Below are 19,766 nucleotides of genomic sequence, written 5' to 3'. Positions count from 1 at the left end.
TTTCTCGGTCGCAGTGGCTCTATCCGGTCCTAGACTTTCCCCTGCGCACCCAGCCGGGGAGGGCTGATGCGCCTTACGATTCCAGGGGAGCGTTTCATGGCAGCAGCGCACGCCACATCCGACCAGCCGCAAGTCCGGGGCGTCTTCGACTGCGACGAGGCCCATCGCAGCCCACTCCGCTCCGACTACAAGCGGATCTTCGATTCCGGTCTGGTCGTGCTTGACACCAATGTGCTGCTCAACCTCTACCGCTCGAACGAGAGCACCCGCCGGGACACCCTTGCCGCCCTCGCCAGACTTCGCGAGCGCCTGTGGATTCCACACCAGGTGCTCACGGAGTTCTGGCGTAACCGCGAGTCGCCGACCGTACGCCATCACCACGCGACCAAGGCCAATGAGGCGAGCGCCGCGCTCGATAAGGCGGTCAACGCGGCCCGGACAGTGGTGACCACTTGGCTGACCGCCGTCCAACTCAAGGACAACGAAGAGGCTGTAGAGCGGACTGACCGAGACCTGACCGAGCTTGCCAAAGCAGCTGGCAGCCTACAAAAGTTCATCCGGGCGCAGGCCGAGTGCGACGCACTCAGGGAGACTGCCACCACTCACACTGACCCGGTGCTCAACGCCCTCGAACCGCTTCTGCACGGCCGGGTCGGCGAGCCGCTGCCGTCGGACGAATACGACAACGCCGTGAAAGAGGCGCAGGAGCGCGCCGACGAGGGGATACCGCCCGGGCACGAGGACTTCCGCACCAAGGAACCCGAGCTAGCTGCCGGTGACTACCTCGTGTGGGTACAGCTCATGGCGGAGGCCCGGCACCGCGGATGCGACGTTCTACTGGTCACGGGGGACATGAAGAAGGACTGGTGGACCAACCGCGGATACGACATCCCGCCTCGTCCCCGTGCCGAACTCCTCCAGGAACTACGGGAGCAGGCCGGGGTGGGACTCTACATGCTCACTCCAAGCGAACTGCTCCGCTGGGCCAAAGAACTCCTCGAACTGAATGTGGACGAGGGCTCGGTCCGCGACCTGGAGCAGCTGGGCGAGGCATCGGCCGACAAAGGCTCCGAAGATGAAGCCTGGACGGCGGAGTCACTGGCGGCATTCATGGACGAGCTGATGAGGCGCTACCCATCCCGAGTCAAAGCAATCGTTGCAGCTGCGGCAAACGGCGGGTTCGTGGACCGGGAGACGGTGTACGAGCTTGCCGGCTACGACGAGACACGCAGACTCCGCGGCTTCACCCAACCGATCGGCACCCTGTCGAGGGATCTGCAAGCGATAGGTGTCCTAACAGGAGGGGAGCCTTTCCTGCTCACCACCGTCTACGGCCACGCCACCGACCCTTCCTGGGCGAAGGGGTTCCGCATTCCCAGCGGGGTGATTCCCCTGCTCCGGAGCAAGTACGAGGGAGGCGACCTGTGGCAAACCCGAGACAGCGGAGAAGTTGGGAGCGAACTTTCCGACAGGGGCCAAGAAGGGCTAACGCGATGACTGGAGTTGCCGGTGGGTGATGAGGCAGCAGGCCAGTTTGAGGAAGGCTTCGTGGATGCCGGGTCGGCGTTCCCAGCTGACGCGGAGTCGTCGTAAGCCGTGGAGCCAGGCAAAGGTCCGCTCCACCACCCACCGGTATAGGCCAAGCCCGCTGCCATGGCGGGTGCTTCGGCGAGCGATGGCAGGGATGATGCCGCGGGCGCGGACCTGGTCGCGGTAGATGTCGTGGTCGTAGCCGCGGTCGGCGAACAGCGAGTCCGGCCTGTGCCGTGGGTGGCCGACCCGGCGCGGACGGGCGGGATGGCATCCAGCAGCGGGAACGGCTGGGTGATGTCGTTGCGGTTGCCGCCGGTGAGAATGACGGCGAGCGGGGTGCCGGGGCCGTCGGTGATCAGGTGATGCTTCAATCCTGCCCGGCCCCTGTCGACGGGTGAGGGGCCCGTGTGGAGCCCTCTTTTAGGACCCTGACGTGGGAGGAGTCGACTACGCAGCGGTACCAGTTGAGCCGTGCTGCGGCGTTCAGTTCGGCCAGTAGGACCTCGTGGAGTCGTTGCCAGACGTCGGCCTTGTTCCAGTCCCGTAGTCGGCGCCAGCACGTTATTCCGGAGCCGAAGCCGAGCTCCTGGGGAGGTCTTCCCACTGGATATCGGTGTGCAGTCACAGCACCTGACGGTCGGGGATCGGCAGACGCCCAGGGTGCTGCGAGCAAGATGTCCGTTTCGATTCTCCAGGTTGGTGCAGATCCTCCGGTCAGTTCGCGGGACATTTTGTTAGTCCTGGCACAGTGGATCAGCGTCCGGGATCTTTGCGGAAGGGCTTCGTAGCCCCGTGCCAAGCGGCGATGCTGCATCAGCCAGCGGAAGGCTGCTCGATAACCCACCACTTGGGCAGCGGCTCGTCACGCACTGGGCTTCCACCACGGCCGCAGTGGGCTCCACTCGGCGGCCATGGAATTGGCAGGCCTTGTCGCCTAAGGGGTCCTTGCAGAATGATCCTTTTGTGGCACGTTGGAGATGCATGTGATTCCGTGTTTTGTGGGGTGTGACCATGGCGCGGCGGAAGCCGTGGGAGGTCAGTGACGAGTTGTGGGCGGTGATCGAGCCGCTGTTGCCGCAGCATGAGCGTCGTTACAGGCATCCGGGCCGCAAGCGGATCGATGACCGCAAGACGCTCCAAGGGGTGCTGTTCGTCCTGTACACCGGTGTCCAGTGGGAGTTCCTGCCGCAGGAGTTGGGGTTCGGTTCGGGTCCCGTGTGCTGGCGGCGGCTGGCCGAGTGGCAGGAGGCCGGGGTGTGGGAGGAACTCCAGCGGGTGCTGCCGGACGGGTTGCGGGCGGCCGACCGCCTCGACTTCTCCCGCGCCACCATTGATGCGTCCCACGTGCAGGCCAAGCGGGGGCGAAGCAGCCCAAAAGTCGGTCCGCGCCCGGTTGACCGTGCACGGCCGGGCTCGAAGCATCACGTGCTGACCGAGGCGCACGGCATCCCCCTGCGGGTGTCCCTGACCGGCGGTCACCGCAACGACGTCACCCAGCTCCTGCCCCTGGTCGACAGCCTTGGGCCGGTGCGGGGCAAGCCGGGCCCGCCCCGGCGCAAGCCACGCACGTTGTATGCCGACCGCGGCTACGACCACGACATCTACCGCCGCCGACTGCGCGAGCGCGGCATCACACCGAGGATCGCCCGACGCGGCCGGCCGCACGGCTCGGGACTGGGCAAGGTCCGATGGATCGCCGAGTCCGCCATCGCCTGGCTCCACGGCCCCCGCCGCTTACGAATCCGCTGGGAAGTACGCGACGACATGCACGGCGCCTTCCTCCAACTCGCCCACTGCATGACACTCGCCCGCAAGCACCCGGCTTTCTGAAGGCACCCCTAACAGGTCGTGCACCCGGGCTACCGTTTCAGGTTCGGTCCGTCTCGCCCGCCAGGCGCTGAAGACCGGTTCGATCAAGGCCCAGCGGGCGTCGGACACGTCACTGCGGTGCGGAGAACGAACACCCACCCCTTATGCACCGACCGTCAACAGCGCCAGTCACAAAGACGCCCCAGAACACCAACTACCCAGGGAAGATGTCTCTAAGCCGCATCCGCTTCAGCCTCGTAGTGCATCTGAGCACGGTCGAGGATGTCATCCGGATCATGTCCACGGGCAGCACTCCAATGGAGCAGGTTGGCGATCAGCTCAACGGCTGAATCTGTGAGGACAGTCTCCCGCTGCCTGCCCAGCAAGGGCATTGCACCACTCACTACCTGGTACCTCTCAAGCGCCTCAACGGCCCGCTCGATGCGTCGGCACGCCCGTTCCGAGCTGATGGCGATCTCACACCAGACCGCCTTGCCGACGGCGGTCAGGACAGTTCCCCAGTCCACCGCCAGCGCCGCGAGAAGGTGCAGACCGCGGCCGCACTCCTCGTCACAGCCTGCCGTCTTGGACGTCGGCACCGCCTGACTCTTGTCGTGGACTTCCAGCCTCAGTCGCTCTCCCCTCCGTTCAAGGATCAGAGTCGCTGAAACACCTTCGCCGACATGTTTGAAGACGTTCGTCGCCAGCTCCGTGACGAGCAGCTCTGCCTCATCCGTTGCTGTCGACACGCCCCACAAGTTCAGCTGCTTGGCAGCGGCCTTCCGGAGAAGGCGCACTTCCGCTGGTACTGCCTCGAAGGGTAGGACACAGCGGAGTTGGGGCTCGGACATCTCGTAGCCGGGCATGGCTACTCCTCCCTCCCAAGCCACACAGATGCTGCGCCTGCCGTGTTCACACGACTGCACTGTGTAGCGGTCTGAGAGCGAGCATGGCATAGAGAAGTCTCACTGTGTAATTTCTCACGAGAACCTATCGAGTGAATCTGATGGTGGGTCCGGCTGCCCCCTGCCTAGCCTGATGGGATCTCCGGGCCTGACGACCCGGTACTCGGCGGAGGAGCCACATGCCCGAACGCACCACAACCCGGCGTCGTCAACTAGGCGCGACAATGCGCAAGTTGCGCGCCCGCAAGGGCCTGACGCTTGAGGAGGCCGGGCAACTCGTCGGCGTTTCCAAGGCAACGGTGAGCAGGTACGAAACCCAGGCCGGACCGGTCAAGTGGATCGTCGTCGACGCACTTTGCCGCGAGTACGGGGCAACCGACGCCGAGCGGGCGGCCATTGTCAGGCTCGCCAAGGACGCCAAGCAGCAAGGCTGGTGGAGTTCCTTCGCCGACTCCATCCCCGAGAGCATGAACCTGCTGCTCACCCTGGAAGATGAGGCAGTACACGAGAGCCACTTCGCGTGTGTCTACGTCCCCGGCCTTCTGCAAACCCGCGCCTACAGTACGGCTCTGCAGAAGGCCAACGAGGTGCCGTTGGAACCCGCGGAGATCGAGCGGCTGGTCGACATCCGCATGAAGCGGCAGGACATCCTCTCCCGCCCGAAGCCGCCGCGCCTGTGGGCCATCCTCGACGAGTCCGTGATCCGCCGTCTCGTCGGATCGCCGGCGACCATGAGGGAACAGCTCGACCGGCTGCTCGAAGCCAACGAGTCGCCTCACACAACGCTCCAGGTTTTGCCCTTCTCCAAAGGAGCCCACGCTGCTGCTCTGGGAAGCTTCGTCGTCATCGGCGGTGCCGAACCAGGTCTGGATGTCGTGTATGTCGACTTCCACACAGGCTCCCTCTTCCTGGAGAAGGACGAGGAATTGGATCGATACAGACTTGCGTTCGAGTACCTACGCGCACAAGCGTTGGACATGGAAGCCTCCTCCGCCATGATCCATCGCGTCCGCAAGGAGTTGTGATGTCCGTCGGCCCTCAAACCACCTCCGAACCTGCATGGTTCAAGTCGTCGTACAGCGGCGGCAACGCGACCGAATGCGTCGAAGCCGCGTTCGTCCCCTCCGGGGTACTCATACGGGACTCGAAGCGCCCCCAGCATCAGCACCTCACCGTGTCAGCACTGTCCTGGACCGAGTTCCTGGCAAGCGGCATCTTGCAGCAACGAATGATCAACTCCGGCCTAACCTGATCACCTGTTGGCAACTCCCGTCATCCCTGCAAGAGTTGAGCACCACCAGTGAGGCTCAGGGGACACGGAGCGACAGTGCAGGTATGGAGACAGATCTGGCTGTTCCTGTGCGCCGTGGGCCTCGCGTTCGTCGCTCTCGCCTATCCCCGTAGTCATGACGACGTCGTCGACGCGACCCAGTTCAGCATCGCCTTCTTCGCGACGCTGCTGACGGGTGAAGCGGTCATCTTCGCGCTGACCTTCTCCGCCGCCAGCTCCTGGCCGTCGTTACGGGCGATCGACGGGCACATCGCGTTCCGGGAGTGGGTGCTCATCGGGTGGTTCGCGGCACTGTTCACCGGCTGCGGGCTGCTCGGCGACAACGCCACCAGTGCCACCTACGGCGCGCTGCTGTTCCTGCTGGCGAACATCTACGGAGTCTTCTCCTTCGTACGGCTCTTCGGGCTTGCCAGCATCGGTGGCCGCAATCAGCTGCTACGCCACACCCTTGCCGACGCGCTGGCTCGGCAGGGAGGCAGCAGCGGGGGCAGAAGCCGACGAGGGAGCAGCCGTCCCGGCTCGTCCTCCCCTGGCCTTGAGCACGATCCCATCGTCAACTCCTACCTGGGGACCGTCAGTCAGGCCGCGACCGGCAACGACCCGACCGCTATCCGGCATCTCGTCGACCAGTTGGTAGAGGCGGAGGTGCCGGTCGAGGCCGTCGACGATGCCATCACCGTTCATCTCGATGTGCTGCACCGCCTCGTGCGGGCCACTCTCGCCGGCGGTGCCGACCCGATCCAGGTCGTCTCCTGCGCCCACGCGCTCATCGACTCCGTGATCGGCCACTGCCGACGGCTGTCCGACCCCGCTCCGCCGCTCGGCGCTCTCAGCCGCTACCTGGCGTGGCTCGCCAACACCGCCCTGCTGATGTCCGTACGTGGCGTCGCCTCCAGCCGGGCCGCCCGTGAGCTGGCCGCCCTCACCACCGACGCCCGGCTGAAGATCCTGCGCTGCGTCGACCCCGACCCCAAGTCCGCCGCCAACCATGACGAACTCGGTTCCATTCTCACCAGCCCGCTCCAAGTACTCTTGTGGACCGGCGACTTCACCGAGTTCCACGGCGCCCATCAGGCCAGCGCGCTGTACGGGACGTACGAGATCCTCACCGGCACCAAGTTCATGGGGAACTACTGGGACGGGGCCTCCATCCTCACCCAGCTGCGTCATTCCCTGTACGGCGATCAAGGCCGCGTCTCCACGCCCGAGGCCGACGCCGCCCGACGGGCTCTCGGTTCGGTCGGGGACTACGACCACTTCTGGGCCCTCGTCTCCGTGACGGCACTCGCGACCCTGCGCGATGCCCGGCTGCCTCATCCACCAGAACTGATACGGCCCGAATTCACGCCCGACCACCAGTTGTTGGGTGCCTACCTGCGGACCTTCGCCACCCACCGTTACTTCACCACGGCAGCCGAGGCCCGCGAGGCCCTCCTGAGTCTTGTCTGCCGCGCCGACCCTCCCGGTTCGGCCACCGCGGAGATACGGCGAGCCCGAGGCGGCCGCACCTACCGGCTCCCCGTTCCGCTGGTCGAGCCCCAGCGGCGGCCCTCCGCGATGATTCTCGCCGTCGCTTCTCGCCTGGCCCCGCTCGCTCCCGCCGAGAGTGACTCCGAGTTGCGTGACTTTCTCGCCGTACTCCCCGCTCCTGCCCTGCAGGCGACCGCCCGCCTTGCCACGCGGGTTCTGCCCGGGGCCGCCGGGGAGAACGACCCCGTCGAGGCCGTCGTCACCGGCCTGGCCGTCCTGCAACTGGTCGGCGCCCACACCCGGGAGGGATCGTGACCGAACCCGTCATAGACCCGGCTTCCTGGCGCGAACGCCTCGCCGGGCTCGAAGCACCGGACGTGACCGCGGCGGTGGTCGTGCAGTGTGACCAGGTCTGGCTCCAGCCCGAGTTCACCGCCTTCCGTAACGAGGTGGACCAAGCCCTGATGACCGCTCAGCTGCGACGCGGCGAGCGTCTCACCCTCACCCGTGTCATCCTGCACAACCTCCCCCTCACCCCCGAGACCATCTCCCGACCGCCCTCCGTCGACCGGGCTTTCGCCGAGTGGCACGAGCGGCTGTCCGCCACGGGCGTTCTGCTCTGCCCGGCAGGCTCGTCCGCCGCTCCGCGCATCCACCGGCTCATACTCCGCGGCGACCAGTCGGGCGCAGACATCCCGGATATGGTCGAACTGTTGAAAAACGGGGACTGGACCGATCCCCACAAGGCCGAACTGGCGTTGCACACCGTCACCACCGCCAGAGCGACCACGCCCCTCACCGGCTACGACATGGATTTCGACGGCCCCTTCGGCGACGCCGATCCCTCTATTTACATGTAAGTGCACCCGCAACCGGCTCGACGGAACACTTGGAGAACAGGTGCCCTACGCTCCCGAGACCCCTCAGGACCACGTCTTCCTCACCCAGGCCATCGAACTGTCCCGCCACGCCCTCGAGGACGAGGGCAAGACCCCGTTCGGCGCGATCGTCGTCATCGACGGCGAAGTCGTGGCCACCGGTACCAGTTCGGTCGTCGAGCTCCGCGATCCCACGGCACACGCCGAGGTCATGGCCCTGCGTGCCGCCGGTACGAAGCTCGGGCGCCATCTGATGGAAGACGCCGTGATGTACTCGAGCAGCGAGCCGTGCCCCATGTGCCTGACCGCCTGCTACTGGGCGCGCATCCCTCGTCTCGTGTACGCCGCCACCAGTCACGACGTCGCCGTAAACGGCTTCGAGGACCTCCAGTTCTACCGCGAGCTCGCTCTCCCCAACGCCGAACGGACCCTCCTCACTGAGACCTCCGCAGGCGGCGAGGCCCGCGAGATCGCGGCCTCGGCTCTTGCCGGCTGGGCGGACAAACTTCCCTTCCCCGTTGAGCCGAAGCTCTGAGGTCCACGTCGCAGTAGGCATGGGCCGACTTCACTCCTCGTAAGGCGAAGCGGTGTCATCGTGGCGTGATGACCGAGCCGATCACCCCGACCAGGAGAGCATCGCGTGACCACCGTCAACGGCATCGACGTCCGCGCCACACACCACTGCGAGACATCAACCCTCGGCGTACTCCTCCGCCACCAAGGACTCGATCTCTCCGAACCCATGCTCTTCGGCCTCGGCCGCGGGCTGTCCTTCGTGTACTGGGACAGCAAGAGCATGGGGTTTCCCTTTCTCGGGGGGCGGGTCAAACCGTTCGAGCTCACCCGGAATCTCGCCGAGGCGCTCGGGCTGGATCTCGTGGTGCAGGAGACCTCCTCGGCCCGGAAGGGCTGGGCGAACGTGGTGGAGGTCATTGATGGTGGCCGGCCCGTGGGGCTGCAGCTCGACAGTTACTACCTGGACTACTTCGGGTCGAAGGTGCACTTCGGTGGTCATGTCGTCGCCATGTACGGCTACGACGACCAGGTCGCCTACCTGGTGGACACCGAGCAGCAGGGCGGAGCGGTGTCCACGAGTCTCAGCGGTCTTGCTCAGGCTCGGGCCGCGCGTGGGCCCATGACCGCCAGGCACCGGTCCTTCAGCCTCACCGCTCCCCAGGACCTGCCTGCTGCTCACGAGAGGATCATTCCCGCCATCACCGCCTGCGCGGACGCCTTTCTCAACCCGCCCATCGCGAATCTCGGTCACCGTGGCATCGAGAAGAGCGGCAAGCTGGTACGCACCTGGCTGCGGCGGACCAACGATCCGCAGCGGGACCTGCCGCAGGCCGCGCTTCTGATGGAGAAGGCCGGTACCGGCGGTGCCCTGTTCCGCAATCTCTACCGCGACTTCCTCGCCGAGTGCTCCCAAGTGCTGGAGCCGAGTCCCCAGTTGCGCACCGGCCTCGGGCTGTACACCGAGGCCGCCGCGCTGTGGACGGAGGTCGCCGCGCTGATTACCCGAGCCGGGGAGGCGGGCGATGAGCGGTACCTCGTACGGGCGGGCACCGCCCTCCACGAGCTGTCACGCATCGAACGCGACGCCATGGAGGCGCTGAGCCGTCTGGAGTCGTCAACTACCCAGCGCTAAAGCGCCGGGCTTGCACAACGGGCATCACTGGCGGTGATGCTGGGTTTGCGTCCAGTCCCGCCCCGAGGTGTCCGGGGCGGGGCAAGGGCCGTTGACTGGGCCCCGCGTCGCCACAATCCCTGCGCGAGCAGCACCCCGACGAATACAGCGCGTTGCTCCGAGAGTTGTCCGAGCAGCGGCCAGCCTGAGGGCCGGGGCCGGGCTCGGCACACATCCCGTCGCTACGTGAGCTCCTCGGCGGTGTAGTAGCCGTCCCTGACCAGTACTTCGTAGTTGGTCTTGTCGATGCTCTGCGGCTGGAGCAGGTAGGCGGGCACGTCCTTGACGCCGTCGTTGTAGCTGAACCGGTCGTTGATCCGCGTCGCCCGGCCCCTGAGGATGTCGTCGACCATCCACGCGGCGGCGCCGGCGAGGACGCGTACGTCCTTGTAGACGGTCTGCGACTGCCGGCCCGCGATGATCGACTTAACCGAGGGCAGCTCGGCGTCCTGGCCGGTGACGATCGGGAGGGGCTTGCCGGCGGAGCCGTAGCCCTGCGCCTCCAGCGCGGACAGGACACCCCGGGAGATGCCGTCGTATGGCGACAGGACCGCGTCGAGCGTCCTGCCGACGTACCACCGGGTGAGCAGGCCGCTCATGCGCTTCTGCGCGGTGGGTCCGTCCCAGCGCGGGGTGGTGAGCTGGCCCAGCCCGGTCTGACGGGACGGGACGACCAACTGCTTGCTGTCCAGGAACGGTTGCAGGAGCGCCATGGAGCCCTTGAAGAAGTACTTGGTGTTGTTGTCGTCGGGGGAACCGGCGAAGAGCTCGATGTTGAACGGGCCCTTGCCCTTCTCCAGGCCGAGCTTCTCGATGATGTAGTTGGCTTCTATCCGGCCGACCATCTCGTTGTCGAAGGAGACGTAGTAGTCGACGTTCCCAGTGCCGAGGATGAGCCGGTCGTAGGAGATCACCGGGATGCGCGCGTCGGAGGCCCGCTTAAGCACGCCGTTCAGCGACTTGGCGTCGATGGCCGCGATGATCAGCGCGTCGACGCCCTGCTCGATCAGGGTCCCGATCTGTGACAACTGGGCTTTCGGGTCGTCGTCGCCGTAGACCAGCTTGGTCTTGTACCCCCGTCTCTTCAGACCCTCGACGACGCTCTTGCCGTCGGCGAGCCAGCGCTCGGAGGACTGGGTGGGCATGGCGATGCCGACGGTACCGCCCTCGGAGCGACTCTGGGAGCTGCCCTCCCTCTCCTTGCCGCAGGCGGACACGGTAAGGGCGAGGGAGGCGGTTCCGGCGAGGGCGGCGAGGGTGGCTCTTCGGGTGAGCATCGTGAATGGGTCCTTGTTCTTCTCGTCGTTGACACGATGACGGCGCATCAGACGTGCAGGCACCCGGACGGGTGCCGTGCGGGTGGAGCGGGTGGATACCCGAATGCCCTGAACGGGCCGAACGTCAGGGGGTCGGCGGTCCTGCCGTACAGGCCTGCTCCCGCTGTTCCGGGCGTGCACAGGGAACCGCCTTACAGATGTCCGAAATTTCGTCACGCGTTCTATATGCCGGCGCGACGGTAAAGGCGGGTGAGGGAGATGTCAACGCTGTGAACAGGATCAGTTACAGAGAGCGTGTGCGGGACGGGAACGCCGGACCGGACGTGGGCCAAGGTGTGGGAGTCCGAGATCCATGACAAGGGTTTCCGGCTGCACTGGTGGACCCCGGCGAGGCGAGTGCCGTGCGCTGGGTCACAGCAGAAGAGTTCGCCGGGCTGCATCCTGTCTTCGCGGAGGACCTGGTCTTCTTCGACCGCGTACTGCCGCAGCTCTGAGCGGTCGGACGCCGGCCGCGGGGATACTGCCTATCAAGCACCGACCCTGGAAGGCGACGACATCATGCTCATCCTCTTTGGCACCAAGGGATACCTGTACCAGCTCGCGATACTCACCCTGGTGTGCGGGCGCTGCGGGAACCCGGCCGCGCACACCCTGCGCAAGCGCGTCACGAAGTTCACGCTGTTCTTCGTGCCGCTGTTCCCGATCTCCACCAAGTACGCGACGCAGTGCACGTTCTGCGGCGCGGAGAGCAAGGTGAGCGCGGAGGAGGCGGAGCAGCTGCAGACGCAGGCCAACGCCGGTGGCCAGACCGGGGGTCAGGTGCACGGCGGACAGGCCCCGCAGCAGCCGTACCACCAGTAAGGGCTCAGATGAGTTTGCGGGCCACCCCGCCGTAGAAGCCGATCTCCTCGGAGCGGGGCGGCGGGGGTGTGTCCGGACGCCAGAACGGGACCTGGGCCACGCCCGGGTCGAGCAGCTCGAAGCCGTCGAAGAAGCGCTCGATCTCGGTACGGGTGCGGAGGTTCATGGAGGCCGTCGCCTTGCTGTAGACGGCCGCCGCCCCGCTGCGGTCGGCGAAGTCTCCCGTGGCGTGGGAGAGGATCAGGTGGCTGCCGGGCGCGAGGGCGTCGCGGAGGGTGGCGATGATCTCCTCGGGCTTGTCCGCTTCCGTGAGGAAGTGGATCACGGCGACCAGGAGCAGGGCCACCGGCTCGTCGAAGTCGATGACGGCGTGTACGTCGGGGTCGTCCAGGATCGCCCGCGGGTCGCGCAGGTCGGCCAGGACGATGCCGGTCGTGCCGGCCGCGCTGAGCAGGGCGCCGGCGTGGGTGTGCACGATCGGGTCGTTGTCGACGTAGACGACGCGGATGTCCGGTGCCACCTCCAGGGCCGTCTCGTGGACGTTCGGTGAGGTGGGCAGGCCGGTGCCGATGTCGAGGATCTGGCGGACGCCGGTGCCGACGACGTGACGGACGGCCCGGCGCAGGAAGGCCCGGTTGGCCCGTACGCCGATCCGTGCCTCCGGGGCCGCGGCGATGAGCTGCTCGCCGGCCCGGCGGTCGACCTCGTAGTTGTCCTTGCCGCCCAGCAGGTAGTCGTAGATCCGTGCGGGGTGCGGCTTGGTGGTGTCGATCTCGTCGGCACGGAAGCCGTTCTCTCTCACGGGGGCTCCTCTCGGGCGGCCTCGGGGGCCTGACCGGCGGGGGTCGCGTCAGTTATACATGCTTCGGTTCAACTCCCTTGTCGGGGGCGGAAGTTCCGTGAGTGGATTCCCGGGTGGGCTCGGGGGTGGGCTGCCGGCCGCAGTCGTCGCCGGTGGTGGGTGGCTCCGGGGTCTCTGGTGCGGGCGGCTCCGACGGATCTGATGGTTCGGGCGACTCCGGAGCGGTCGGCGGTTCCGAGTACGTCGGGGGCTCCGGTGTCTCACCAACGGGGTCGGGATCGGCGGGAGTTGGGGGGCTCGGCTCCGGTACGGGGGGCTCCTCCCCCGGTGTGCCGGGCTTCGGCTGCTCGGGCTTCGGCTGCTGTTCCTTCGGCGGCGTCGGTGTCGGCTCCGGCGCCACGGGCGGCTTCGGCTCCTCATCCCCCGGTACGGGCTCCACCGGGCTGGGGCCCGGGTCGGGCACCTCCGGTGCGGGTTGCTCCGGCGCCGTCGGGTCGCCCTCAGCACCCCCGCCGTCCGAACTGCCCGAACTGCCCGAACCGGCCGAATCACCCGAACCGCTCCCGGAATCCCCGGAGTTCACCGTCCCCCCGACATCCACGGTTACGACCGCCCCCACCCCGTCACCCCGAGTCCGGTCCCGATCCCGATCCCGCTCAACCTGCCGGGTCGCACTCCCCGGCGTCTCCTCCGCCGCCCCCGCGGACGGCCCTGTCACCGGCGCCTGGGCCACCGGCCCCTGCGCCACCGGCACCTTCCCCGGCGAAGTCACCGTCGCGGGCGAGTCGTTCACGCCGAGGGCAAGGACGACCGCGATGGCCGCGGCGGCCGCCGTACCGGAGGCGAGGGCGGCCTTGGCCTTCGGGCCCGCCGCACGGGCCGTATGAAGAAGACCCTGCCCAGCACCCTGCCCGGTCACCGAGGCCGCCCCCGCGGACCCGGCCGTGAGCGAGGCCAGGAACTTCCCCGTGCCGCCGCCCACCACGAAGACCAGCAACGCGGGGCCCACGAGCGCGGGCAGCCGGTCGTTGGCGCGGATCAGGACGGCGAGGCGGCCCCGGCACCCGTCGCAGGATTCGACGTGGGCGAGGAGGCGCTCGGACTGGCGCGGGGTCGCGTTGCCGCGGACGTAGGCCGGCATACGGACCCAGTGGACCTCGCACGCGGGATCGTCGGGGGCCTCGGTCTGCGAGCGCAGGAACGCCTGGCGCATGCCCTCGCGGGCGCGGTGCAGCAGTACGGCCGTGGCGCCCTGCTTGGCGCCGATCTGCCGGCCGACCGTCTCCAGCGGCTGGCCCTCGGCGTCGGCGAGCCAGAGGGCCTGCACCCAGCGTTCGGGGAGTTCGCCGAGGACGCGCACCAACAGGTCGGTGGAGGAGACCTGTTCGGCCGGGTCGTCCACGTGCCCGGCGGGCGCCTGCTCGGGGATCTGCGGGTCCCGCGGGGTCTCGTGGGTCGCGCTGGCGACGGAGGACGCGAGGTGCCGGACGGTCGTCATGAGGTACGCCGGGACGTTGTCGATCTCGTGCCCGGCGGACAGCCGCCGCCACACGCGGAAGTGCGCCTCGGCGACGAGGTCTTCGGCCGCCCAGGTGTTGCGGGTGAGCGAGCGGGCGTAGGCGACGAGGCGCGGCTGTTCCTCCTCGTAGATCCGCACGTACGCGGCGGTCGCGGAGGGGGATGCCTGAGCGGGCACTCTGGCGGGTTGGTCGGTCATGCGGGGACGCTCCAGTTCCCGGCGGCGGGGCGCTTGAGAGGTTTGTCAGCGTAGATGACAAAACTTTCAACCATTCAGTTCCGGGGGTGATTCAGGTCACACGAACGAACTCCGGCCCCCGCGTAATCAAGGGGCACTCCTGTGGCTCGACATGGCAACCGACCCACGCTCCACACCGAGACGGAGACCGCCGCTCATGCGCCTCACCACCCTGGAACAGACCGTCCGCGCCCGCCTGGTCACCTCCGACCACCCGGAACTCCTGGTGCGCCCCACGCTGCGTTACAGCTCCGCCGAGCCGTTCGCCGTGCACATCGACTTCCCCGCGCACGTCTCGGCCGACGGCGAGGGCGTGACGTGGATGTTCGGGCGGGCGCTGCTGGAGGAGGGGCTCGGGAGACCGGCCGGGCAGGGGGACGTACGGATACGTCCGTACGGCTGGGCCCGGACCGTCGTCGAGTTCCACTCACCGTTGGGCCTCGCCGTGATCCGCTTCGGCACGGCCGCCCTCCGCCGCTTCCTGCTGCGCTCCTACGACGTCGTCGAGCCGGGCACGGAGGATTTGGGCCCGGAACTCGACCAGGGGCTGGCGGCGTTGCTCGATGAGGTGTGAGACGGCGGTCTCGTGATGGCAGGTGGATCAGGGTCGAAAGCCCGTCACCTGGATCATGCTCCCGTGCCCGTGTCTGTCTGGTTCCTCGACCTCGAACCCTGCTGAGGCGAGAATTCCCATCAGGGCAGCCTGCATGTGCTTGAGCACCGCGTTGTAGTGGCGCAGGAGCGGAGGTGGGTGCGAGTAGTCGATGCCTTGCGCGAAGAGGTCGAGGGCGGGATCCCTCAGCTCCGCGTCCGTGCTCCAGTTCACGTACACCCCGCCGTCGATGAACGGCGTCACATGCACGTCCACGCCAGGCCGGCTGCGCGGACCGAAGCCGAGGTCGGCTCGGTGCACGGGGAGACCGGCATGTCGCAGTTCTCGACACACCCGTTCCGCCAGCGCCTGGCGCTCCGCGACGGCCTCCGGTGAGGCTTTCGGGTGCAGGTCGCGCAGGTCGAATTCGGGTTCAGTCACGGGTCCCCCCTGGTCTCGCATCTCCCTCACCGGCACTCACCGGATCGCGGCGCCCGCCCCCAGCCGCTGCCCACGCCCATCACACCCCCCGCGCAAAGTCCGCCACCACCTCGAAGTCCCGTTCCCGCAGCCCCGCCCGGGGATCGACCCAATGCAGCAGAGCCGGGCCGTCATGATAGGCCGCCACGAAATCCCGGTCCCGGTCGTCGAGTTCGTCGTCCAGCCAGACGAAGGGGCGGCCCTCGGCGTGGTTGACGAGGTGGCGGGTCTTCCAGAAGGTGCCGTTGGGGCCGGGGGCGAGGGTCGTGGGCCAGTCGACGACCGGGAGGGGCGGGAGGCCTAGGACGGGGGCGATGAAGGTGTTTGCTTCCTCGCGCCAAGTGGTCGCCCAGACCAGGTCGTAGCGGTCCGTCAGCTTCAGCAGGGCCTGGCCGTGGGACGGGTTGAGCCAGACCCGCAGGGGCCTGACGCGGGACGGGGGCAGGCCGGGGTGCTGGGCCAGCCAGCCCTCGGGCTTCATGCGGTGGGTGGTGTAGCCCTCGGGGCGGCGGTGGGGCTTGGCGGCGTAGGGGTTGAGGGGGCCGTCGACGTCGAGGTAGAGGAACGGGCGGGCGGTGTTCATGATTGCTCGCGTCGGCGTTGTTCCCAGACGGGGCGGAGGAGTTCGTACTCCACCTCGCCCTGCTCGGAGCCCTCGATCGCCTCCGGCCAGTCGCCGAAGAAGGTGCGCAGGAAGGTCAGGCCGGACTTCTCCATCACGCGGCGCGAGCCCTTGTTGACGGTCATGGTGTTGGCGGTGACGCGTTCGACGCCGAGGTCGGTGAAGCCCTTGTCGATGAGGGCGCGGGAGCCCTCGGTGGCGAAACCGCGGCCCCAGGCCGCCTGGTTGAGGCGGTAGCCGAGTTCCACGACGGCCGGGCTGTCGTCGTCGAGGGGGCGGAACTCGAACCAGCCGAGGAAGGTGCCGGTGGACTTCTCCTCGGCCGCCCAGTAGCCGCGGGTGCCGAGGCCGGCGTGGTCGTGGAGGAGGCGGGGCAGGGTGCGGGTGCGGATCGTCTCGGGGGGCGTGGGCGCGCCGCCGGTGAGGAAGCGCATCACCTCGGGGTCGCCGTCCAGGGCGACGAGATGCTCGGCGTCGGCCTCGGTGAACGCCCGCAGCCGCAGCCTTTCGGTCTCCAGGAAGACGTACGTCACGGGCTTCTCCTCATCGGCTCATCGGCTCGTCGGCTCGTCGGCCAGGAACTTCTCGATCTCCCGGTGGAGCGGTTCCGGCTGGTCCAGGTGTACGTCGTGGGCGGCGCCCGGGACGACGGCCGTACGGGTGTCCGGGCGACGGGTCAGCATCTCGGCCGCCTCTACGGGCTTGATGGTGCCGGACGCGCCGCGCACGAGGAGCGTGGGGCAGCGGATCCGCGACCACTGCGGCCAGTAGCCGTCGACGGCCAGTTCCGTCATCGTCCGGACCAGCGTGTCACGGTCGAAGCGTGGACGAAGGCCGTCCGCCCGCTCCTCGAGCCCCCGCGCCCATGCCTCGTGGCCGAGGAAGGCCGTCGCCTCCTCCAGGGACGCGAAGGGAAGGGGCCAGCTGTCCAGCCATCCCGCGATCTCACCGGGCAGCTCCGGGCTCCGGCCCGCCGGACCTGCCTCGACCAGGACCAGGGAGTGGACCAGTCCGGGATGGTCCGCCGCGAGCAGCATCGCCGTATGGCCGCCCAGGGACTGGCCGACGAGGATCGCGGGGGCGACATCCAGTTCCCGCAGCAGGGTCACGGCGTCCTCGACATGGGCGGCGCGGCTCACCGACGGCGGGCGGCGCGTGCTCTCACCGTGGCCACGGGCGTCGTACGACACCACGCGGTGGCCGGAACCCAATCGCCGCGCCAGGTCGTCCCATTCGCCCAGATGGCCCGCGAGTCCGTGCAGGAGCAGCACGGGCGGGCCGGGGCTGGGGCTGAGGCTGGGACGGTCACGGTAGGCGATGCGGGTGCCGTCGCCGACGGTGAGGCGCGCGGTCCGGTGCTTCAACTTCCCTCCCCCTCGCCTGGGTTGCGTACGTGAGGGAAGACTCGCCCGCCCACGCGCCGCGCGCCAGCCGTTTTTCCCTGTCCCGTCTGTGACAGCCCTGTTGCCGGAACTGTGGGCTCCACCACAGCCGTTCGCGTTGCGTGCTGCTGGACTCGGCGGACCCGGAAACAAGTGGTCAGGGGGCCGGGATGCCGTCGGTGATTCGTGGTCTGCGGGGGTTCGCCACGCTGGCGGGGCTTGTGGCGCTCGTCGTGTACACCTGGGGGCTGTTGCATCTCGCCGGCTCGGTCCTGGAGGCGGAGGACGGCGGCGCGGACTCCGCGCCGCTGCCGCCGTGCCGTGGGAACGTGCAGGTCGTCCATGTCATCGACTATTCGGTGAGCTTCTTCCCCCTCTCCTTCGATTGCGAGATGAAGGGCGGCGGCAGCTACTCGGCCGAGGTGATCCCCGGCTACGTCAATCCCGTCGCCGTGGGCTCCGCCCTCGCCGCCGTCGGCTGCGTCATCGCCTCCGCCTATGTGGCGGAGCTGCGGCTGCGGGCCGGGGCACGCAAGGGCGGGGCCGCCTAGGCACGGCGGGCGGATGCTCAGCCCATGGGAACCAGCTCCGCCTTGCCGAACAGCAGGGCGTAACCGGAGGGCAGTTGGGCCAGGACACGGTCCACGAGCTCGTCGCCCACCAGATCCGGCAGCACGCTCAGCACCGAGCTGACGTGCCAGCGGGCCGTCGCCGGGGTCGCGCCCTCGATGCGGGCGGCCACCGTGTCCACGAACTCCGGTGCCGACAAGGGCCTGTTGAGCGGGATGCGGGAGGCGATGATCCTGGCCGCCTCCTCGGGCAGGGCCCGGGCGAGGTCGACGCGTTCCTCGCCGGTGACGTGGTCGCCGAGGGCGGACAGGACGACGCGCAGGACGTGTTCCGCCTCTGTCGTGCTCACGTACTGTCCGGCGTCCTGCACCGCCTCGGCGAGGTCGGTCCAGCTGGGTCGGTTCGCGCTCATGTACGGGTCTCCTGGGGGTTGTCGCGCCGGGCGCCCCGCGGACGGACACACCGGCCCGCGGGACGCCGCTGTCTGTTGCGAGGGCTGGTGGGCAGCCCCTGTCTGTGGCGAGGGCGGGGGTCAGCCGCTGATCTGCCTGCGGCCGCTGTCGCCGCCCGTGATCTGGATACGGCGTGGCTTGGCCTGCTCGGCCACCGGGATGCGCAGCGTGAGGACGCCGACGTCGTACGAGGCGTCGATGCGTTCCGTGTCGAGGGTGTCGCCGAGGAAGAGCTGACGGGTGAAGGAGCCCGTCGGGCGCTCGGCGACGATCATCTCCGCGCCCTCGGGGGCGGGGACGCGGCGCTCGGCGCGGACGTTCAGGACGTTGCGTTCGACATCCAGTTCGATCGTCTCGGGGTCGACACCGGGAAGGTCGAAGTGGACGACGAAGTCGTCCCCGGACCGGTACGCGTCCATCGCCATCGCGGCGGGACGGGCGGTGGAACCGAAAACCTGCTGCGCGAGCCGGTCGAACTCACGGAAGGGGTCGGTACGCATGAGCATCACAGTCCATCTCCTTTCCACAGACTCTGCGGTGCGATGCCCTACGCCTTCTTATATAGCTCGGAGCCAGGAAACTTGACAAGCCCCGACTCAGGTTCGGATGCCGGTATCGGCCCGGAGTTAGCCTCGGCCTCGTCGGCGGTGTCGATCGTGACCGCGCCGATCATGATCGTTCAGGAGGCAGACATGGCGAAGGTTCCGAGTGCGGTGGTCGCGGCGGGCGGGATCGTCGGCGGGTACGGCGTGGCCCGCTGGACGAAGAAGCGGCAGCTGGGCGGGGCGGTGCTGGCCGTCGCCGGGGCCGCGGCGGCCCAGCAGTGGCGGGAGCGGGCCGGCGGGAAGGCGGCCGGAGCGCTGACGGCCGCGTATGTCGCCGCCTTCGCCGGGTCCCACCCGCTGGCCAAGAAGGTGGGCGCGTGGCCGGCGGTGTTCAGTGTGGCGGGAGCGGTGGCCCTGGCGTCGTGGGCGGTGGCGGACCGCAACGCCTGAGGGGTCACCGGCCTCCCCCGGCCCGGTGGGTCAGCACATTGACCACCTGGCCGTTCGGGTCCCGGACGAAGAAGCGCCGTACGCCCCACTCCTCGTCCCGCAGCTCCCGTACGACCTCGGCGCCCGACGCCACGACCTGCGCGTACACGGCGTCGACGTCCTCGACCTCCACGCTCAGGTCGGGGACGACGGGGGCGGTGCGCTCCTCGGTGAAGAAGCTGATCTGTGCGGTCGGGTTGGCGGGCGACGCCAGCGTGACGACCCACCCCATGTCCATGACCTCCTCGAAGCCGAGCAGGCCGTAGAAGGCGCGGTTGGCCGTCAGGGCCTCCCCGGACTCGACATGGATGTCGGGCATGATCCTGCGGATACTCATGGGCACGGCTCCTTTGCCGTCATCGGCG

General features: G+C 68.2%; 23 protein-coding genes and 1 pseudogene. 12 read left to right on the top strand and 12 right to left on the bottom strand.

What is annotated here, in order from left to right:
* The first annotated feature begins 96 nt into the window (after nt 1-96).
* The gene (locus tag M2157_RS29855; protein ID WP_280866709.1) at nt 97-1,497 is read left to right on the top strand and encodes a PIN-like domain-containing protein; all 1,401 of its coding nucleotides are present in this window, start codon (nt 97-99) and stop codon (nt 1,495-1,497) included.
* On the opposite strand, the pseudogene M2157_RS29850 reads toward M2157_RS29855, so the two are convergent.
* Nucleotides 1,486-2,104, bottom strand: a pseudogene (locus M2157_RS29850) (IS5 family transposase); the annotation flags it as partial. The gene M2157_RS29855 and the pseudogene M2157_RS29850 sit on opposite strands and share 12 nt — an antisense overlap.
* A 440-nt stretch (nt 2,105-2,544) precedes the next feature.
* Between M2157_RS29850 and M2157_RS29845 the strand changes: the two are divergent.
* Nucleotides 2,545-3,363 carry an IS5 family transposase gene (locus M2157_RS29845; RefSeq protein WP_280866708.1) on the top strand — a complete coding sequence of 273 codons (819 nt, stop codon included), beginning with the start codon at nt 2,545-2,547 and terminating at the stop codon, nt 3,361-3,363.
* A 212-nt stretch (nt 3,364-3,575) separates the two neighbouring features.
* Here the strand turns inward: M2157_RS29845 and M2157_RS29840 are convergent, their stop codons facing one another.
* Nucleotides 3,576-4,208 (bottom strand): ATP-binding protein, encoded by a 633-nt coding sequence (locus M2157_RS29840; RefSeq protein ID WP_280866707.1) that lies wholly within the window; start codon nt 4,206-4,208, stop codon nt 3,576-3,578.
* 218 nt (nt 4,209-4,426) lie between these two features.
* Between M2157_RS29840 and M2157_RS29835 the strand changes: the two genes are divergently transcribed.
* From M2157_RS29835 to M2157_RS29810, 6 genes are all read left to right on the top strand, one after another.
* A complete protein-coding gene (locus tag M2157_RS29835; protein WP_280866706.1) occupies nt 4,427-5,272 on the top strand; it encodes a helix-turn-helix transcriptional regulator in 846 nt (281 codons plus the stop codon).
* Nucleotides 5,272-5,499: a DUF397 domain-containing protein gene (locus M2157_RS29830; protein WP_280866705.1), complete on the top strand. Its 228-nt coding sequence runs from the start codon at nt 5,272-5,274 to the stop codon at nt 5,497-5,499. The genes M2157_RS29835 and M2157_RS29830 overlap by 1 nt, the downstream gene beginning before the upstream one ends.
* 75 nt (nt 5,500-5,574) lie before the next feature.
* Nucleotides 5,575-7,323, top strand: a complete 1,749-nt coding sequence (locus M2157_RS29825; RefSeq protein ID WP_280866704.1) for a hypothetical protein — start codon at nt 5,575-5,577, stop codon at nt 7,321-7,323.
* Nucleotides 7,320-7,868 carry a hypothetical protein gene (locus M2157_RS29820; protein ID WP_280866703.1) on the top strand — a complete coding sequence of 183 codons (549 nt, stop codon included), beginning with the start codon at nt 7,320-7,322 and terminating at the stop codon, nt 7,866-7,868. The genes M2157_RS29825 and M2157_RS29820 overlap by 4 nt, the downstream gene beginning before the upstream one ends.
* Nucleotides 7,869-7,908: 40 nt before the next feature.
* Nucleotides 7,909-8,421, top strand: coding sequence for a nucleoside deaminase (locus M2157_RS29815; RefSeq protein WP_280866702.1), 513 nt, complete (start codon nt 7,909-7,911; stop codon nt 8,419-8,421).
* Between the two features lie 105 nt (nt 8,422-8,526).
* Nucleotides 8,527-9,534: a BtrH N-terminal domain-containing protein gene (locus M2157_RS29810; RefSeq protein WP_280866701.1), complete on the top strand. Its 1,008-nt coding sequence runs from the start codon at nt 8,527-8,529 to the stop codon at nt 9,532-9,534.
* A 221-nt stretch (nt 9,535-9,755) separates the two neighbouring features.
* Here M2157_RS29810 and M2157_RS29805 read toward each other — a convergent pair whose 3' ends face one another.
* On the bottom strand, nt 9,756-10,850 hold the full coding sequence (locus M2157_RS29805) for a sugar-binding protein (RefSeq protein WP_280857879.1): 1,095 nt from the start codon (nt 10,848-10,850) through the stop codon (nt 9,756-9,758).
* A gap of 558 nt (nt 10,851-11,408) precedes the next feature.
* Between M2157_RS29805 and M2157_RS29800 the strand changes: the two genes are divergently transcribed.
* The gene (locus tag M2157_RS29800) at nt 11,409-11,711 is read left to right on the top strand and encodes a zinc-ribbon domain-containing protein (protein WP_280857880.1); all 303 of its coding nucleotides are present in this window, start codon (nt 11,409-11,411) and stop codon (nt 11,709-11,711) included.
* Nucleotides 11,712-11,715: 4 nt separating this feature from the next.
* On the opposite strand, the gene M2157_RS29795 is transcribed toward M2157_RS29800, so the two are convergent.
* Nucleotides 11,716-12,513, bottom strand: a complete 798-nt coding sequence (locus M2157_RS29795) for an SAM-dependent methyltransferase (RefSeq protein ID WP_280857881.1) — start codon at nt 12,511-12,513, stop codon at nt 11,716-11,718.
* A gap of 52 nt (nt 12,514-12,565) precedes the next feature.
* The gene (locus tag M2157_RS29790) at nt 12,566-14,230 is read right to left on the bottom strand and encodes a sigma-70 family RNA polymerase sigma factor (RefSeq protein WP_280866700.1); all 1,665 of its coding nucleotides are present in this window, start codon (nt 14,228-14,230) and stop codon (nt 12,566-12,568) included.
* A 196-nt stretch (nt 14,231-14,426) separates the two neighbouring features.
* On the opposite strand from M2157_RS29790, the gene M2157_RS29785 reads away from it, so the two are divergent.
* Nucleotides 14,427-14,843: an SsgA family sporulation/cell division regulator gene (locus tag M2157_RS29785; protein ID WP_280857883.1), complete on the top strand. Its 417-nt coding sequence runs from the start codon at nt 14,427-14,429 to the stop codon at nt 14,841-14,843.
* Between the two features lie 27 nt (nt 14,844-14,870).
* Here the strand turns inward: M2157_RS29785 and M2157_RS29780 are convergent, their stop codons facing one another.
* The 4 genes from M2157_RS29780 to M2157_RS29765 form a co-directional block, all read right to left on the bottom strand.
* Nucleotides 14,871-15,302, bottom strand: a complete 432-nt coding sequence (locus M2157_RS29780) for a hypothetical protein (protein WP_280857884.1) — start codon at nt 15,300-15,302, stop codon at nt 14,871-14,873.
* A 79-nt stretch (nt 15,303-15,381) separates the two neighbouring features.
* Nucleotides 15,382-15,924, bottom strand: a complete 543-nt coding sequence (locus tag M2157_RS29775; RefSeq protein ID WP_280866698.1) for an HAD domain-containing protein — start codon at nt 15,922-15,924, stop codon at nt 15,382-15,384.
* Nucleotides 15,921-16,496, bottom strand: coding sequence for a GNAT family N-acetyltransferase (locus M2157_RS29770; RefSeq protein ID WP_280866697.1), 576 nt, complete (start codon nt 16,494-16,496; stop codon nt 15,921-15,923). Before M2157_RS29770 ends, M2157_RS29775 begins: the two co-directional genes overlap by 4 nt.
* 18 nt (nt 16,497-16,514) lie before the next feature.
* Nucleotides 16,515-17,327: an alpha/beta hydrolase gene (locus M2157_RS29765; protein WP_280866696.1), complete on the bottom strand. Its 813-nt coding sequence runs from the start codon at nt 17,325-17,327 to the stop codon at nt 16,515-16,517.
* A 188-nt stretch (nt 17,328-17,515) separates the two neighbouring features.
* Here M2157_RS29765 and M2157_RS29760 point away from each other — a divergent pair, with 188 nt between their 5' ends.
* Nucleotides 17,516-17,896 carry a hypothetical protein gene (locus tag M2157_RS29760; protein WP_280866695.1) on the top strand — a complete coding sequence of 127 codons (381 nt, stop codon included), beginning with the start codon at nt 17,516-17,518 and terminating at the stop codon, nt 17,894-17,896.
* 17 nt (nt 17,897-17,913) lie between these two features.
* Here the strand turns inward: M2157_RS29760 and M2157_RS29755 are convergent, their stop codons facing one another.
* Both M2157_RS29755 and M2157_RS29750 read right to left on the bottom strand, forming a co-directional pair.
* Nucleotides 17,914-18,327 (bottom strand): DUF2267 domain-containing protein, encoded by a 414-nt coding sequence (locus M2157_RS29755; protein ID WP_280857888.1) that lies wholly within the window; start codon nt 18,325-18,327, stop codon nt 17,914-17,916.
* 120 nt (nt 18,328-18,447) lie between these two features.
* Entirely contained in the window at nt 18,448-18,873 is a 426-nt protein-coding gene (locus M2157_RS29750; RefSeq protein WP_280857889.1) for an Hsp20/alpha crystallin family protein, read from the bottom strand.
* 186 nt (nt 18,874-19,059) lie between these two features.
* On the opposite strand from M2157_RS29750, the gene M2157_RS29745 reads away from it, so the two are divergent.
* On the top strand, nt 19,060-19,362 hold the full coding sequence (locus tag M2157_RS29745; RefSeq protein ID WP_280866694.1) for a hypothetical protein: 303 nt from the start codon (nt 19,060-19,062) through the stop codon (nt 19,360-19,362).
* A 4-nt stretch (nt 19,363-19,366) separates the two neighbouring features.
* Here the strand turns inward: M2157_RS29745 and M2157_RS29740 are convergent, their stop codons facing one another.
* A complete protein-coding gene (locus tag M2157_RS29740) occupies nt 19,367-19,738 on the bottom strand; it encodes a VOC family protein (RefSeq protein ID WP_280857891.1) in 372 nt (123 codons plus the stop codon).
* Nucleotides 19,739-19,766 lie beyond the last annotated feature (28 nt).

Origin of the sequence: Streptomyces sp. SAI-127, assembly GCF_029894425.1 — a bacterium.
In the GTDB taxonomy this organism is placed as follows: domain Bacteria; phylum Actinomycetota; class Actinomycetes; order Streptomycetales; family Streptomycetaceae; genus Streptomyces.
The sequence above is the reverse complement of the archived record's forward strand: the minus strand, read 5'-3'. Positions and strand labels throughout refer to the sequence as shown.

Excerpts from the sequence above, each read along its gene's own strand:
- M2157_RS29855 (WP_280866709.1), top strand. The coding sequence starts at position 97 with ATGGCAGCAGCGCACGCCACATCCGACCAGCCGCAAGTCCGGGGCGTC.
- M2157_RS29845 (WP_280866708.1), top strand. The coding sequence starts at position 2,545 with ATGGCGCGGCGGAAGCCGTGGGAGGTCAGTGACGAGTTGTGGGCGGTG.
- M2157_RS29840 (WP_280866707.1), bottom strand. The coding sequence starts at position 4,208 with ATGCCCGGCTACGAGATGTCCGAGCCCCAACTCCGCTGTGTCCTACCC.
- M2157_RS29835 (WP_280866706.1), top strand. The coding sequence starts at position 4,427 with ATGCCCGAACGCACCACAACCCGGCGTCGTCAACTAGGCGCGACAATG.
- M2157_RS29830 (WP_280866705.1), top strand. The coding sequence starts at position 5,272 with ATGTCCGTCGGCCCTCAAACCACCTCCGAACCTGCATGGTTCAAGTCG.
- M2157_RS29805 (WP_280857879.1), bottom strand. The coding sequence starts at position 10,850 with ATGCTCACCCGAAGAGCCACCCTCGCCGCCCTCGCCGGAACCGCCTCC.
- M2157_RS29800 (WP_280857880.1), top strand. The coding sequence starts at position 11,409 with ATGCTCATCCTCTTTGGCACCAAGGGATACCTGTACCAGCTCGCGATA.
- M2157_RS29790 (WP_280866700.1), bottom strand. The coding sequence starts at position 14,230 with ATGACCGACCAACCCGCCAGAGTGCCCGCTCAGGCATCCCCCTCCGCG.
- M2157_RS29785 (WP_280857883.1), top strand. The coding sequence starts at position 14,427 with ATGCGCCTCACCACCCTGGAACAGACCGTCCGCGCCCGCCTGGTCACC.
- M2157_RS29775 (WP_280866698.1), bottom strand. The coding sequence starts at position 15,924 with ATGAACACCGCCCGCCCGTTCCTCTACCTCGACGTCGACGGCCCCCTC.
- M2157_RS29760 (WP_280866695.1), top strand. The coding sequence starts at position 17,516 with ATGCCGTCGGTGATTCGTGGTCTGCGGGGGTTCGCCACGCTGGCGGGG.
- M2157_RS29755 (WP_280857888.1), bottom strand. The coding sequence starts at position 18,327 with ATGAGCGCGAACCGACCCAGCTGGACCGACCTCGCCGAGGCGGTGCAG.
- M2157_RS29750 (WP_280857889.1), bottom strand. The coding sequence starts at position 18,873 with ATGCTCATGCGTACCGACCCCTTCCGTGAGTTCGACCGGCTCGCGCAG.
- M2157_RS29745 (WP_280866694.1), top strand. The coding sequence starts at position 19,060 with ATGGCGAAGGTTCCGAGTGCGGTGGTCGCGGCGGGCGGGATCGTCGGC.
- M2157_RS29740 (WP_280857891.1), bottom strand. The coding sequence starts at position 19,738 with ATGAGTATCCGCAGGATCATGCCCGACATCCATGTCGAGTCCGGGGAG.